Annotated in this window: 12 protein-coding genes; 9 read left to right on the forward strand and 3 right to left on the reverse strand. The window is 61.9% G+C overall.

The window, feature by feature from the left end; genetic code table 11:
* The first annotated feature begins 64 nt into the window (after window positions 1-64).
* Window positions 65-1099 (forward strand): PDDEXK nuclease domain-containing protein, encoded by a 1035-nt coding sequence (locus PA27867_RS19650; protein ID WP_066600569.1) that lies wholly within the window; start codon window positions 65-67, stop codon window positions 1097-1099.
* 49 nt (window positions 1100-1148) lie between these two features.
* On the opposite strand, the gene mobF is transcribed toward PA27867_RS19650, so the two are convergent.
* Window positions 1149-4961 carry a MobF family relaxase gene (gene mobF, locus PA27867_RS19655; RefSeq protein WP_066600574.1) on the reverse strand — a complete coding sequence of 1271 codons (3813 nt, stop codon included), beginning with the start codon at window positions 4959-4961 and terminating at the stop codon, window positions 1149-1151.
* A gap of 322 nt (window positions 4962-5283) precedes the next feature.
* Here mobF and PA27867_RS19660 point away from each other — a divergent pair, with 322 nt between their 5' ends.
* The 4 genes from PA27867_RS19660 to PA27867_RS20850 all read left to right on the forward strand — a co-directional run bounded on the left by PA27867_RS19660 (window position 5284) and on the right by PA27867_RS20850 (window position 8143).
* Window positions 5284-5625, forward strand: a complete 342-nt coding sequence (locus tag PA27867_RS19660; RefSeq protein WP_066600576.1) for a hypothetical protein — start codon at window positions 5284-5286, stop codon at window positions 5623-5625.
* Window positions 5626-5671: 46 nt separating this feature from the next.
* Window positions 5672-6457: a hypothetical protein gene (locus PA27867_RS20840; RefSeq protein WP_157109397.1), complete on the forward strand. Its 786-nt coding sequence runs from the start codon at window positions 5672-5674 to the stop codon at window positions 6455-6457.
* Between the two features lie 12 nt (window positions 6458-6469).
* The gene (locus PA27867_RS20845) at window positions 6470-7033 is read left to right on the forward strand and encodes a hypothetical protein (RefSeq protein ID WP_157109398.1); all 564 of its coding nucleotides are present in this window, start codon (window positions 6470-6472) and stop codon (window positions 7031-7033) included.
* An 87-nt stretch (window positions 7034-7120) separates the two neighbouring features.
* Entirely contained in the window at window positions 7121-8143 is a 1023-nt protein-coding gene (locus tag PA27867_RS20850; RefSeq protein ID WP_157109399.1) for a hypothetical protein, read from the forward strand.
* A 720-nt stretch (window positions 8144-8863) separates the two neighbouring features.
* Here the strand turns inward: PA27867_RS20850 and PA27867_RS19670 are convergent.
* Window positions 8864-9313 carry a signal peptidase II gene (locus PA27867_RS19670; RefSeq protein ID WP_084021488.1) on the reverse strand — a complete coding sequence of 150 codons (450 nt, stop codon included), beginning with the start codon at window positions 9311-9313 and terminating at the stop codon, window positions 8864-8866.
* Window positions 9314-9518: 205 nt separating this feature from the next.
* Here PA27867_RS19670 and cmtR point away from each other — a divergent pair, with 205 nt between their 5' ends.
* On the forward strand, window positions 9519-9878 hold the full coding sequence (gene cmtR, locus PA27867_RS19675) for a Cd(II)/Pb(II)-sensing metalloregulatory transcriptional regulator CmtR (RefSeq protein ID WP_066600587.1): 360 nt from the start codon (window positions 9519-9521) through the stop codon (window positions 9876-9878).
* Window positions 9875-10480: a cadmium resistance transporter gene (locus PA27867_RS19680; protein ID WP_066600591.1), complete on the forward strand. Its 606-nt coding sequence runs from the start codon at window positions 9875-9877 to the stop codon at window positions 10478-10480. The genes cmtR and PA27867_RS19680 overlap by 4 nt, the downstream gene beginning before the upstream one ends.
* Before the next feature lie 236 nt (window positions 10481-10716).
* Here the strand turns inward: PA27867_RS19680 and PA27867_RS20855 are convergent, their stop codons facing one another.
* A complete protein-coding gene (locus PA27867_RS20855) occupies window positions 10717-10884 on the reverse strand; it encodes a DUF305 domain-containing protein (RefSeq protein WP_157109400.1) in 168 nt (55 codons plus the stop codon).
* Between the two features lie 886 nt (window positions 10885-11770).
* Here PA27867_RS20855 and resB point away from each other — a divergent pair.
* Both resB and ccsB read left to right on the forward strand, forming a co-directional pair.
* Window positions 11771-13462, forward strand: a complete 1692-nt coding sequence (gene resB, locus PA27867_RS19685) for a cytochrome c biogenesis protein ResB (protein ID WP_066600594.1) — start codon at window positions 11771-11773, stop codon at window positions 13460-13462.
* Window positions 13449-14444, forward strand: a complete 996-nt coding sequence (gene ccsB, locus PA27867_RS19690) for a c-type cytochrome biogenesis protein CcsB (protein ID WP_066600598.1) — start codon at window positions 13449-13451, stop codon at window positions 14442-14444. Before resB ends, ccsB begins: the two co-directional genes overlap by 14 nt.
* Window positions 14445-14634 lie beyond the last annotated feature (190 nt).

Raw genomic sequence — 14634 nt, forward strand, 5'->3', positions numbered from 1 at the left:
ACGTAGAGGGCCATCCGACCACCCATCACGTGAAGCAAGGCACCTATGCACGCGAGAATGGGCTATGACTCGCAACGGCATTGCTCTTCCTGATGGATACTCGGAGTTCCTCCGCGATCTCAAACAGCGGGTTACCAACGCAAGATCACAGGCGCAACGGACCGTCAACACACAGCTAATCGAGCTGTACTGGTCTCTCGGCCGAGCCATACTTTCCGAGCAGGAGAAGCAAGGCTGGGGCGCCGGCGTCATGAACCGGCTAGCTCAGGACCTGCGTTCAGAATTTCCCGAAATGACCGGCCTATCGCGCAGCAATCTGTTCTACATGCGGGCTTTCGCTGCTTCCTGGACAGGGGAGGCCCCAATTGTCCAACAGGCTGTTGGACAATTGCCCTGGGGCCACATCACAGTCCTGTTAGACAAACTGGACGACCTAACAACTCGTCAGTGGTACGCCGCCGAAGCGGCCAAGAACGGGTGGAGCCGGAACGTCCTGCTCAACCAAATCAAGAACCGCACGCTCGAACGCACCGGAGCTGCCCCATCTAACTTCGCTGCCGAGCTGGCCGCCCCGGACTCTGAGCTCGCGCAGCAGATTGCCAAAGATCCCTATGTTTTCGATTTCTTGGAGCTGTCCGGAGAAGTAGCTGAGCGCGATTTGGAACAGGCTCTCATGGACCGCATCGTCGGTACTCTCCGCGAATTAGGTACCGGTTTCGCTTTCGTTGGCCGTCAGGTGCACTTTGATGTGGCCGGTGACGATTTCTATTTGGACTTGCTCTTCTTCCACGTCGATCAACTGAGATACGTCGTCATCGAGTTGAAGACGGGTAAGTTCCAACCTGAATATGCCGGCAAGCTCGGCTTCTACGTCTCCCTCGTCGACGACAGGCTACGACGAGAAGCCCATGCGCCGACCGTGGGAATCCTGATCTGCGGCGACCGAAACGACCACACGGTCCGATATGCGCTGGGCCGGGCTGGTTCGCCCATGGCGGTTTCCACATATACGTACGAATCGCTTCCTGCTGCTGAGAAGCAGGTCCTTCCGGATGCTGACGAACTCACCGCGGCCCTGGGGTGGGACACCGAAGAGTAGAACCCTCATCAGCAGCGGACAATACCTGCGGAGGTCCGTGCGCCTTGTCCTACCGCTCTCGGCCGTCGTCCCGAGTGCGCGGATCCTCGGGTCGCTGGGCCGCTTGGTCATCGTGGGTCGTGGGGCGTGCCGTGATGGTGAGGCCTGCGGCCCGCTGCACCTCACGCTGCCTGTCGGCTGCGGCCCGGTTCGCCGCTCGCATCGATTCGAGCGCGGTTGGGGGCTTCTGCCGTTCAGTGCCTGATGCAGCCGGCTGGGTGCTCGGGGTCTGCGCCTGGTGCTGAGCGACCACGCGGGCCGCGAGCTCTGCACCCACGGCACGCTCGCGGTGGGCCGCGGGGATGGCGTCGGCTTGGGCCGGGTCGACCCGGTAGCGGTCCCGGAACACGGCGACCTCGGCCGCGAGCCGCACCCATTCTTCGCGCGGCGCACTTTCGGAGGGGACGTCGCCGAGTTGCTGCGCCCAGGTGGGCTGCTCGGCCACGATGGAGGTGCCGCGTTCTTCAAGCCGCACAGCCAGGTACTCGTAGCGTTCGGCGAGGTGGTCACGCCAGGCGGGGTCGGTGCCGGGAGAATCGAGTGCACGCCGGTCCGCGATCCACGCCGGAACGGCCGGACGGGTCGGTTCTGCGGCCTGGTCGATGACAGAGGCTGTCTCGAGGCGACGTTCCATCCGGTAGGACAGGACGGCGCCGACGTCGTCGGCCGTACCCCGTTCGCGTTCGTTCCACGACTCCCGCAGCACGCTGGCTGCGTCCAGGCCCTGCACTTCGGCGCGGGTGAGGGCGGCGGTGACGGCGCCCCAGCTTTCGGAGTCGGTGAGGCTCGTCGCCTCCTCGCCGGGGAGGGTGCGGTGTACGAGTTGGTCGAAGCGGACCGTGTTTGCGCGCTCGGCGACGTCGCCGTACTGATCTATGAGAGTGACCAGGTCATCGACTCGGGCTTGTTCAGCACGGATGGTTTCCGTCGCGGCGAGTAAGCCGGCGCTGTGGCGGGCGATGCTTTCCAGAACGTCGCTGACGGGCTGGGCATCTTCGGTCTCGACGTACAGGTGGTTCGCTTCCTTCCCCCGGGTCAGGCCGACGTACACGAGCTCCCGAGACGTTGACGCGTCGGCCAGGACGTGCGCGGTGTCGGCGGTCAGACCCTGAGCGCGGTGGATGGTGGACGCGTATCCCAGCTCGACGTTCCGCTGCACGTACTCAGCCGGCAGGGTGATGCGGCCGCCGTGCCCGGCATGGATGACGGTCAGTGCGCCGTCGCCGTGCACCTTCCGAACAGTCCAGACGTCACCGTTCTTGACCCGGTCCGTGCCACGGCCAGTGCGGAGGGTGGCATCGTTCAGCCGCGTCACGATCCGGTCGCCCTGGTACGCGGCCAGACCGTCGCGCAGCTGTGCTGACGTCCGCCCGGACACCTGGCCGGTACCCATCCTGTACGCCTGCGCCCTCGTGTTGAGGTCGGTGACGGTGACGTTCTGCTGAGCCAGCATGACCGTGTTCTTGCTGGCTTCGTCGTCGTGCTGCCAGGCGGCGAACACATCGTCGGTCATCCGGTCGATGCCGCCGCCGGTGACCCGATCGTTGTCGACGTACCACCTGAAGGGGTCACCGACCGTGGCCGGATCGCGGAGCTGCCGGGATGCTTCTGCTTCGGCCTGGGAGGAGAATCGGTGGATCTGGTCGAGTTGGACCGAGCCGACTTCACGTTCCAGTAGGCGCAGCGCTCCACCAGATTCGACGGCTGCGAGCTGCCGGTCGTCGCCGATCAGGCGCACGTGGGCACCGTGGCGTTCTGCGATGCGGGTGACTTTGGCCAGGTTGACGGTGCCGGCCATGCCGGCCTCGTCGACCACGACGATGTCGCCCGGACGCAGCTTCAACTCGTCCGGGTGGCGACTGTCTGGTGTTGCGTCGCCGTGGGTGTCGTAGGCGCCCACGAACGAGTGGATCGTCGCCGCGGGCACGTCCACGGCGTCACGGAACACGGTGGCGGCAGTTGCGGATGGCGCCAACCCGATCAGCCGGCCACCGGCGTGCTCGGTAGCGCGGGCAGCCAACGCTAAAGCTGTTGTCTTACCCGCACCGGCAGGCCCAGTACCGACGACAAGTAACGTGCCCGACGTCGTGAACTCCCGGGCCAGGGCCCGCTGGCCGGCGTCGAGCGGGCCGGTGTGGGCCGCGGCGGTCCGGTCGAACTCGGCCACGGTAACCGGGGCGATTGATCTGGTGCGGGCAGCGTCGAGCAGGGTGTCTTCGGCGGCCAACAGGCCGGCGGAGGTGAAGAGCATGCGGCCCTTGTGCTCGTAAATGCTCGATCCGTCACGACGGGTCAGCGGCTGGAAGGCCCCGTGCGGAGCGGGCGGTGTGACCGCGATTGAGTCCGTCTCCAATGCACGCCGCGTGATCTGCTCGACGGTGCCGGCGGCCACAGCACCGCGGCCAGTTTCGTTCTGGACCCAGCGGCGGGCTTCGGCTTCGATCATGTGCGGACCCCAAACCGCGTGGTGCTCCGACACTGTCGCAACGACCTCCCGAGCAGCACGGTCCACGTCCACCACGCGCGGCCCAGTTCTCGTCTCGTCCGTCGCACGGGCCGCGGCGCGGGCGTCAGAAAGGAGGTTTCGGATGGTCGCTGCGCCAACGCGCTCAGTGCCCTTCGCCGCCCACTCGGTGCGAAGCGCTGCGAGGGACCTAGCGTGCAGTTTTTGCGGGCGGGTGTCGAGGGTGGCTTGCTGGGCGAGCTTGATGCGGGCGGCCGCGTCGGGGGAGCGGCCGTGGCTGGCGCGGTAGTCCTTCTCGAGCTGGCCCACCGCCTTCTTGATGTCTGCAGACCGGGTCGAGAACTGCGACGTGAGGCGCTCGTCGATACCCGCGATCTCGACCACGGGACGCTTGCCCGGGGTCACCTCGCGCAACTCCGTGGTCAAGCCCAGCGTACTGGTGACCTCATCCATTACGCGCTGGTTGTAGAACTCGGATGCGGCGACACCCTGCCGGTGGAGAAGCTTCGAGTCCAGGGTGCGCCACTTCCCGTCAATTCCCTTGACCTTGTTCGCGACGACCAGGTGATCATGCAGCTGCGGGTCACCGTTGCGGGAGTCGTAGTGCCGGAACAGGGTCGCGATCAGACCGCCCTCAACGTCGATCTGGGCGACCCCGTTCGTGCCGGCACGGGTGGCGACCGCCTCACGCTCGAGGTACTTCACCGTGTCGGCGATAGCGACCGCCTGCGCGGCCTCGATCGCCTGACGGGTGGGTTCGTCACCCAAGCCCCAGAGCACGGACACACTCTTGGCAGGGGAGAAGACCAGGTCGAATCCGGCGACAGCTTGCTGCGTCGGCCGGGTCGCCGCGGTGATGAACCGGCCAAGCTCCTCCTTGTCAGCGGCCGGCCGCCCCTTGGCCTCACGGAACGCCAGGGCGCCCTCGCGGGCCCGGATCACGCGTCGCTCGGCGACGTTGGGTTCACGTCGTTTTGTCTTCTCAAAATCGGCGTAGCCGGCCTCGATCTTGTCCTTCAAGTCGGTGCCGCCGGCGCTGTAGCCGTAGTATGACCGCCCCAACTTGGCCTCTGCGATCGCCCCCGTCGCGGTCTTCCCCTGGGCCTGTGCGGCGGTGATGATCCGTTCCGCGTCGGGGTGCAGGCCTTCACCGTAAAGAGCCTTCATCTGCTCCTCGGTAACCGTTCCGGACACGCCCAGAGCGGTCAAGCCACCACCGATCCAGACACCGGGCGGGTTGCCATCCTCGGTGTAGTAATCGCCCAGATCACGGCCGTTCTCGCGCTTGACGTCACCGGTCACGGTCTCGCTCGTGTAGTACGCATACCCGTCTCCCGCGGAGAGGATATGCATGGTCATCACACGCTCACTTTACCTCGTTGATTGCTAATGCCAGAGGTGTGACAAGTTCTCAAGGCCTTGGTCAGAAGATTGAGGATGCTCGTGGGCGCAGCCGGGTCGGTGGGGGAGGGCCTGCTGGGAAGACCGAAGCGAGGAAATGGTGATGAAACGGCTACAAGAGAGCAACCGCGAGGGCAATTGCGAACAGGCCGGCGTCGGCGTGTTCGTTGTGTGCCTAACCGGACGTGAAACCTGATTTTCCTCCCGCACTCCGCAGCGGTTTAATCCCCCTCGAAGGCTCGCGCATAATGGATTCTTTGACCCCACGAAAGAGGTACATATGGCCGAGGTACGCAACTCCGCGAAGCAAAGCACCGCACGGGCTCGCGCTCGTGAGAAAGCAGCGGAGTTCCGGGCGAAGCAAGACCAGCTCGAACAGCTGGCGACCGATTATTTCGTTGCACAAGACTCACTCGAGGAAGTCGAGATGGCAGCGCAGAAGGAGATCGCGGCAGTGCACGATCGTGCCGCAAAGCAAAGCGCAGCAGTTCGGGAGCACGCAGCCTTGGCAGTCTCTTCAATGCTCGACCTGGGGATCTCTCGCCGCGAGGTTGCCGAACGACTTGGGGTTCCCCTGCGTGACGTAAAAGTAGGATCCACGACAACTCCGGCCCACGAATAGATCGCTATCTTTGACCGAAGCGCGTTGCCAACGATTCGGAGCACACATGGCCGTTCAGCCACTCGATACCTACATCAGAGCTGTTCGCATCGAATTGCAGTCGTCCGGCGCGGCAATGCGGCGTTTGATGCCCGATTACCAGGAGAGCGTCCGCGCCGAAGAGTTGAGCAATCTCGCGATCGGCGAGATAGGGACGATAATTCGAGCGCTCGCCAGCGGGCTAGACAAACTTGGCAACGCAGCGCACGTGCATGCATTCGGTGAGGAAGGTATCCGCACGTATTTCCCTCTGACAACAGTTGAGGGCCAATTCAGCAAACTTTTGCGTAGCAACCTTCGAGGTATCGCCGAGGTAAAACCGAACGTCGCCGCTGCCTTCGAACGGTGTCAACCGTTCCATCCTGAATTCGAAATACTGGCTCTTTTACGTCCTTTGTACAGGACTCATGCCCATAGAGGATTTGAACTTCATGAGGCCATTCAATCTCTCACTTTCGAAGAGATTGATGAGAATGTCACTCTTCAAGAAGACTCCGTTGATGCTCGGTCATGGCCCGGCGTCACTGTGGATCGGACTTACTACACGTTGCTAGGCGTCGTATCCGGAGATCTCCGAGCGACCATGCGAAACGACTGGCATTTCGCAGGAACCGAAAACTCGGTTATGGGAACTCTCCTGGAATTGCATAACGTGACGGTGAAGGTCGTGGGGATAATATTGAAGTCGCTTGAGGCCCCCTTCTCCGCTGTTGACCTAGCCAAGCTTTCTGTCAGGGCCGTGCCTGCTCCCGCCAAACCTAGGAGTGAGGCTCAGACGAATGGACTTCTCTGACAGAGTTGCAGCATGGGCTGGCTAGAGTTTGTCGCATCGGTGGTCGACACCATTATCTGGCCCGTGCTGGTCTTCACCCTTGCGTTGGTTTTCAGGCGGTCGATAGTTAGCGCGGTGAAGCAGCTCCGCCATCTGAAAGCGCCAGGCGTCGAGGCAGATTTTGGCGAATCTCTGGCTGAAGCAGAGGAGAGCACTGAGGCTCTTCTCGATGCGGCAGGACTACCGAGCGGGGCGATTGGTGCCACCCCGCCCTCTCAGGTACCAGTAGATCCCAGCGGAACGATTCTTCGCGCGTGGCAGAACCTCACCGTTCATATTGCGAACCTGGCTATCACAGTGGGTGGAAAGGCGAGTGCCCGAAACCCGATTGACCAGATCCGGCAACTAACCGCGACTCTCAATATTGATCCGAGTGCTATCGACACAGTCATCGAACTTCGCAATTTGCGAAACGCAGTTGCGCACGGGAGACATAGCCCCACGGACGGCGAGGCGCTTGCATACGCAGAAACTGCACACGAGTTGGGTGCTTATCTCAACTTCATGATGAACCACAATCTGACGCACGGTCCTTAGCCATCCAGTCTGAATGGAACACCGTCGTCCCCGTTCAGATCTAGGGCGCGCGATCAGGTTATGCCGTGCCACATCTAAGGTGACCCCATGAGTATTGACGCGTTTGGAATTGCAAAGTCCCAATCTGCTGGCCACGCAAATGAGCCGAGCTGGCATCTCAAAGGACAGACTCTCCACTTGCTCGCGCGGCTACGCGACCACATCGAAAGGATCGACACAGGAAAGGCATACGCCGTCGATGACCTAGCAGTCGTTCTCCGTGCCTTCCTCCATCCTGGTCGGGGTAACGATGTCCTCGGCCGTTTAGCCAAGTCGGCAGGCCTCGAATCGTTGGAGATCGAGTTATCCCGGCCGCCGTCCACGGGGCCCGATGTGTACCTCGCGTTTGGCTCGGTACCCACGTCGTTTCGTCAAACAAGTGAACTCGGTGGACGCAAAGTATCGATTAAGCAGTGGCCGTTAGAACCTGTGGCGCATATTCAGATTGGCAAGGATGCCAAAACCTGGTCGTGGGCAAATCTTGTCAGCGAGTACGCGAATAAGTGGGGTGGCAGTCATCTAGACAAGCAGGTTCCCCAGCATCTACCGCTCCTTGACCACCTTGGCGTCTCTGGCTATGGACTCACCACCTACCTATTCAGAGCTGCCGCAGTTGAGATCTGGCACAAGGCTCATTTCATTCTGAAGAGTAGCTGGTTCGTTAAGAGCGGTCGGAAGCTGACCATCGAAGAAATTGAGTCGTTCCGCGTAGGCACACCAGGCGATATCAGCGAGGATCCAAGGGACATCTCATCGCGAGGCCGATTTGAATGGTATGAGTGGACGTCCAGTCACGTCGATTTTCTCTATCTTGGCGATGAGACCACGAACGGTTCCGCTCAGCTATACACGGGAATGTCTTGGGACATGGCGGTCAGTTTCGAGGGTGCCAAGGCTTCAGATCCCATCCCGGTACAAAGGCCTCGAGAACCGGGAGTCACCTCTCTTACGGAAGCGGATTTCTCTGAGAACAAGACCTTGCCCGTTCGCGGCCGGCTTCTGTCGTTCCAACAGCTAGATCGAGAGTATTCACACCGGGCGACCGTGAACCACAGCGATGAGCCAGCCTGAGGGCCGAAATAGCTTCACAAGCCGGCTGCTCAATGTGAACGCAACAGGGATCTCGTCTACGCCAGAAAAGCTCGTCGCAAGTGAGGAGTATTTCTCCTATCCAATTTTCAACGATATATCTGCGATATATCGCCGATAATAATGATTATGTCAGAAGTGTGCTCGGGGGCCGCACTGGTGTCTTAGCCGATCTTTATGGTTCGTCATCGTTCGTTGGGTCGCCGCGTGGTACTCGTGGCACACACCCTTATGGGACAGAGCGCGCACGAGATTTCGCGCACCTTGGGCGCGCAGGTCCGCTCCGCCGCGGCTCTCGGCCGCCCCTCGTTGACTGGTACCGAGGATGCCTGCCCGATGTGAGCTAGTCGAGAACCCTCGTCTTAGCGTCGGCGAAGGCACCCCCGGTGACGGCGTCGGCGATGCGTCGGCAATCCGCTTCGTTTCTGTAGCCTCGTCCCCCGTCGGTGGCGATGACGTGACCCTGCGACGTGAGCTTCCATGCCCATTTTCCGTCGGCCCGTTTGTAGATAAGGCGCTCAGCCGCCATGCCTCCCCCGCCCGTCGTGTGCCCATAAGCGTACGAGGGCGAAGAAGCTACCGATGACTAGGCGCGGACGGCTCGGAGCCGCCGCCCCGGCGAGGCGGCGAGTCCTGGCGGGGGCCAGGTGCCCGGATCGCGCGGGTGGTCGACGCGGACAAGTAAGTACTGCATCGACGTCCTCACGCAGGTGGCTGCGGTGACGAAAGCTCAGGGTGGGGGTTTCGGATGATTTGGAGGAGGCCCAAGCCAACGCCGATGCCGATGGAGATGTCTGCGATGTTGCCAATAAAGAGGTTGCCGTAGGCGAGGAAGTCGGTCACGTGACCGACGCCAAATCCGGGTGGGGCAAGGAGACGGTCGATGAGGTTCCCTATCGCTCCGCCCCAGACGAATCCGATAGCGATCGCCCACGCGATCGACTTCGAGCGCCACGCCGCGTAGAGCAGCGCGATTGTCGCTGCAGCTCCGATCACGGTGAACACCCACGTGCTCCTTGACCCGAGCGACATGACTGTGCCGGGATTGAATGCAAGCTGGAGGCCCAGCAGGTCACCGACCAAAGGAATGCGCCCTTGCTTGCTGAGCTGGGCCAGGGCTAGAGCCTTCGAGCCCTGATCGATCACCGCCATACTGAACGCGACCAGGAGCGCAACAACCAACCTCCGGCCTCGATCCCCCCTCACCAGGCGTCACTCATGCGGTAGGTACGGCGTGCGCCGGGCTCCGGCACGGATAACGAGGTGTGCACGATGGGGTTCCTTGGCGTCGAGATCGCGCCTAATCGGATGGTCCGGCGCTGTAGGCATCATACATCGAAGCGTGTATATTCATTGAGTGCTGACTATTACTACCCGCTTAGACGTGATGAATCGCCTTGGCCGCGCTATGGCTGACTCGACGCGATCGCGCATTCTTATGTCGCTGCTTGATGGCCCGATCTATCCGGCGGCGCTCGCCCGCGAGCTGGGCCTGAGCCCCTCGAATGTCTCCAACCACCTCACGTGCCTCCGCGACTGCGGCATCGTCGTGGCAGAGCCCGAGGGGCGGCGCACTCGATACGAGATCGCAGATCCTCGATTGACCACGGCGCTTACCGCTCTACTGGACACGACCCTGGCCGTGGATCACGAGGCCGAGTGCATCGACCCCACCTGTACAGTTGCGGACTGCTGCACGAGGGAGGTCGGCGCATGATCTTCCTCTCCATCCTTCAAGCAGTTGGTCTGTTCCTGGTAACGAACATCGATGACATCATCGTGCTCTCGCTGTTCTTCGCCCGAGGTGCGGGCCAACCAGGTACAACGACTCGGATTCTGCTCGGGCAGTATTTGGGGTTCGCTGGCATCCTCGGCGCAGCCGTGCTCGTTGCTCTCGGCGCAGGAGCGTTCCTCCCTCCTGAAGTCATTCCTTACTTCGGCCTCATCCCCCTGGGTTTGGGTCTTTGGGCGGCATGGCAGGCGTGGCGCAATCGCGACGAGGACGATGACGACGAGGGCAAGATCGAAGGAAAGAAGGTCGCGGTCTGGGCCGTTGCCGGGGTCACCTTCGCCAACGGCGGTGACAACATCGGCGTCTATGTACCGGTGTTTCTCAGCGTGGGTCCCGCCGCCGTCGTCGCATACTGCGTTGTGTTCCTGGCCCTCGTTGCGGTCCTGGTTGTTGTCGCAAAGTTCATCGCAACTCGTCGACCGATCGCGGAGATTCTAGAACGTTGGGAGCACATTCTGTTCCCGCTCGTTCTGATCGGTCTGGGCATCTTCATCCTGGTTAGTGGTGGTGCATTCGGGCTGCGATGAGCCGAGCACGAGTGGCACGGTCGACTGGGTCAGATCAGGTGACCACCAGGGCGAGCAGCGGTGCACCTCCTGCTGCTCGGCGATTCTCACCTGACGCAATCGCGCTCGGCACGGGGGCGATACTCTATATTATGTCAAGTAGCAATGCACCTATTGCGGCCTGCCTGGGACAGTCCCCATTCCGTGAGCCATCCGCAGAGCTGACCGGACTGCTGGCTTTGGGTCGTTGCAACGTCCTAGGCCAGCAGGCGAACGTCCGGGTCGTCGGTGCGGTCGCGAACAATCATCGCCAGCTCAACGCCCTGATCGTGGTGAACCTGCATGTCACGGGCGAAGCCGGCCTCGGCGCTTCCGCAGGAGGAAAGGGAGCCTTTCTTGACCGGTGTTCTTCTATTCAAACGCATAGTCGAACTTTTCGAACTCCTTTCCTCCAGCCTCACAGGGGCTTTGTAGGCCTGCTGACTGTGGCGGCAGTCGATTATCGGGTACCTTGTGGAGGAACGTTTCGGTGAACTTCTTTCATGCGGAATCCCGACCAAAGGTGAAATGGCCTTGAACGGCAGCCCCATCGCGGATCACCCCTCCCTTGGGGATGCCTTCCGTTCTGTGATCGTGTCCGTGTTGGTCACGGCCGCAGTGTTGCTAAGCCTGCTTGCCATTCACACGGCCGTCGCGGAGCCTGAAATGGGCGCTACCCTACCGGGCGCATATGCGCATGCCGAACAGTCACGTGGCACCAGCGCAGTCGTGACCGGGGCTGCCGGTGATGCGGCGGCGACACCGGCAATGCAAGCCGTCGACGCTTCGGTCGCCGGGGTTGCAGACGGGATGTTGGACTGCGCACTCATCACCATCAGTTGCGGCATTCTGCTCACTCTCACGTCTCTGCTGCTCCGGGTACTTTCGGCCGCAGTATGTCGCCGTGCGTTAGGAGGCGTTGGGCGCCTCTTACAATCCACGTATGCACCCCCCCTCCACATATACCGACCCAGCCTGACTGTTCTTTCTGTGACTCGGGTTTAGACCGAGAAATTACCTCTTGTGCCCACACCGGGCCGCGTAGTACAGCCATGCCCGACGGCTGCTCAGCTTCTAAAGCATGATCACGGATGGAACAACGATGCTCAGAACACGCATACAGAGAGTTGCGTCGGTGCCGTCACCGCACACGACCCAGCGAGCGGAAATCGGAGGACACAATGACGGTTATCCGACCATAAACGTCCCTGACGTGCGGCGTACTTGCGCTGCACGGGTAAAGGGATCGATCATGACCACGCAGGAGTTTTAGTGTCGCGCCCGCTCGACCACTACGACTCCAAGCCGCCCGCCGATGGTGTCACCCAACCGGCACTTGACTTCAGAGGCTGGCTGCGCTGGTTCTGGCGCCAGCTCACAAGCATGCGCACGGCGCTGCTACTGCTCCTGCTGCTCGCGATCGCGGCAGTCCCCGGGTCTCTCGTACCCCAACGCAGCTCCGACCCAAACGGTGTCACCCAATACTTCACCGACAACCCCGAACTCGCTCCTGCCCTCGACAGCATCCAAGCCTTCGATGTTTACTCCTCAGCTTGGTTCTCCTCGATCTACCTCCTGCTGTTTATCTCGCTCATCGGCTGCGTGATCCCACGCACACGGCACCACCTCCAAGCGCTTCGGGCAAAGCCACCGAAAACACCGGCACGTCTGAGCCGTCTGGCCGGCTTCACCACGCGCAACGCCCCTGCCGGCACGGATGCGGCGGCGGCCGTTGAATCTGCACAACACCTCCTAAAATCCAAGGGCTATCGTGTCGCGCTCTTCGACGCAGGCCCTGAGCCCTCGGTCTCCGCCGAGCGCGGTTACCTCCGCGAAACCGGTAATCTCGTCTTCCACTTGGCCCTGGTCGGCATCCTGATCACCGTCGGTTTCGGCAGCGGGTATGGATTCAGCGGGCAGCGGGTGCTCGTCGAAGGCCAGAGCTTCGTCAACACGCTGCTGGCCTATGACTCGTTCAACCCCGGTCGCTTCTTCAACGATGAGAGCCTTGACCCGTACAAGCTCACGCTGGACAGCTTCGACGTCGAATACGAGACGCAGAACCTCAGCGCCCTCGGCCAGCCGGTGGACTACATCGCCGGGGTCACAGTTACGGAGCGGGAACGGTCGGCGCAGTCCGATGAGGTGAAAGTTAACGCCCCGTTGCGTGCCGGAGGAACAGACATTTTCCTGCTGGGCAACGGCTACGCACCCACGATCACCGTCAAGGATCCGGACGGCACAATTGTTTTCACCGACTCGATTCCCTTCCTGCCCCAGGATTCAAACCTCACGTCCCTCGGAGTGGTGAAAGTCCCGGACGGTCTCGCAGAGCAACTGGGCATGATTGGTTTCCTCTACCCCACCCAGGCCGAGGCCAAGTCTGGTGCTTACTTCTCCTCATACCCTGACCTTGCGTACCCGCTGCTCACCCTCAACGTGTTCTCGGGCGACCTCGGGCTTGACAAGGGTGTGCCGACATCCGTCTATGCGCTCACCACCGACAACATGACTCAGCTAACCGGCGGCACCACGGGGTCCAAGTCGCTTGAGCTGAAGCCGGGCGAGACTCAGCAACTGCCCAACAGGCTCGGCACGGTTACTTTCGAGGACGCCGACCCGGGCGCCAAATCCGGCGATTTCTCTGGCTCCGTCTTGAGGTTCGCTTCCTTCGACATCAACAGGGACCCGGCGCAGGGCTGGGTGCTCCTCTTCTCCGTGTTCGTGCTGCTGGGTCTGCTCACTTCGTTGTTCGTCCCGCGCCGCCGGGTGTGGGTGAGAGCAGCCCGCCGTGTTGACGGGTCGATACGCCTCGAGTACGCGGGTCTCGCTCGCGGCGATGACCCTGCCCTCGAAGCGGCGGTGGCAGACCTCGCCGACCGCCACAGTGCGGCGTTTACGCTGCCGATCACGTCCACCGAGAAACCGAAAAGCTACGGAGGCCAATCTAATGAATCTCAATGATCTCTCGATACTGAGCCTGTACTCCGCTATGGGCGTGTACATGCTTGCGTTCATCGCATTTTCGATTGACCTAGCCAGGCGCTCTTCGGCTGTCGATGCCGCGCCGGCCGCCGCGCAGTTCGCTGCCACGGCCGGCAACCCTACCTCGACTGAATCCGGCGGCACGAGGACCCTGACCCGGATCAGCGCCGGCATCGCAAACGATGCTGCCATGCCGTATGGCCGCTCGGCCAGCTTGCGCGTCGGCGTCTCGCTCACCGGGCTCGCCTGGGCGCTACACCTGGTCGCCACGGTGCTCCGCGGAATCGCCGCAGAACGTGTGCCATGGGCAAACATGTACGAGTTCGCGATGATTGGCACCCTGCTCATCATGACGGTGTTTCTGACCGCGCTCACTCGAGCGGACCTGCGCTTCCTCGGTACCTTCGTCACCGGATTGGTGCTGATCTTGCTGGGCATCGCCGCTCTCAGGTACTACGTCGAGATTGCCCCGCTACCACCGGCGCTGCAATCGGTGTGGCTGGTCATCCACGTCTTCGTCGCATCACTTGGTACCGGCTACTTTGCGCTCGGCTTCGCCCTGTCCGCCGTGCAGCTGATTCAGTTCAGGCGAGAGCGCCTCGTGGCCGAGCATCGGCCGACACGGCTACGGTTCCTGGCCACGCTGCCCTCGTCTGCGACGTTGGAGAACCTCGCTTACCGAAGCAACATCATCGGCTTCGTCCTCTGGACATTCACTCTCATCGCCGGATCGGTCTGGGCAGAGCAGGCGTGGGGTCGCTACTGGGGTTGGGACACCAAGGAAGTCTGGACCTTCATCATCTGGGTCATCTACGCAGGCTACATCCACGCCAGGGCGACCCGCGGGTGGCGCGGCTCGCGATCGGCGTGGCTCTCGATCATCGGCTTCAGCGCCGTGCTATTCAACTTCGGCATTGTGAACGTCTTCTTCACAGGCCTCCACTCGTACTCCGGCCTGTAGCCCCGCCGGAAAACACCCTGGCCCCCGCAGGCGGCCCCTGTCGCAATCGCAGCGCTTTGATCGCCTGCTTCGTGTCTTTGGCATCGGCGTGAGCACTGCCCTAAACGCCCGAGGACTAGCTCAGGTGGGGAAAGCTGGCCCGGACATTTCTGATCCGCCGCAACTTGAATCCTCGCCGGTGTTGGTCCGC

It is taken from the genome of Cryobacterium arcticum (assembly GCF_001679725.1).
GTDB lineage: Bacteria > Actinomycetota > Actinomycetes > Actinomycetales > Microbacteriaceae > Cryobacterium > Cryobacterium arcticum_A.

Excerpts from the sequence above, each read along its gene's own strand:
- PA27867_RS19650 (WP_066600569.1), top strand. The coding sequence starts at position 65 with ATGACTCGCAACGGCATTGCTCTTCCTGATGGATACTCGGAGTTCCTC.
- mobF (WP_066600574.1), bottom strand. The coding sequence starts at position 4,961 with ATGACCATGCATATCCTCTCCGCGGGAGACGGGTATGCGTACTACACG.
- PA27867_RS19660 (WP_066600576.1), top strand. The coding sequence starts at position 5,284 with ATGGCCGAGGTACGCAACTCCGCGAAGCAAAGCACCGCACGGGCTCGC.
- PA27867_RS20840 (WP_157109397.1), top strand. The coding sequence starts at position 5,672 with ATGGCCGTTCAGCCACTCGATACCTACATCAGAGCTGTTCGCATCGAA.
- PA27867_RS20845 (WP_157109398.1), top strand. The coding sequence starts at position 6,470 with ATGGGCTGGCTAGAGTTTGTCGCATCGGTGGTCGACACCATTATCTGG.
- PA27867_RS20850 (WP_157109399.1), top strand. The coding sequence starts at position 7,121 with ATGAGTATTGACGCGTTTGGAATTGCAAAGTCCCAATCTGCTGGCCAC.
- PA27867_RS19670 (WP_084021488.1), bottom strand. The coding sequence starts at position 9,313 with ATGGCGGTGATCGATCAGGGCTCGAAGGCTCTAGCCCTGGCCCAGCTC.
- PA27867_RS19680 (WP_066600591.1), top strand. The coding sequence starts at position 9,875 with ATGATCTTCCTCTCCATCCTTCAAGCAGTTGGTCTGTTCCTGGTAACG.
- PA27867_RS20855 (WP_157109400.1), bottom strand. The coding sequence starts at position 10,884 with ATGCGTTTGAATAGAAGAACACCGGTCAAGAAAGGCTCCCTTTCCTCC.
- ccsB (WP_066600598.1), top strand. The coding sequence starts at position 13,449 with ATGAATCTCAATGATCTCTCGATACTGAGCCTGTACTCCGCTATGGGC.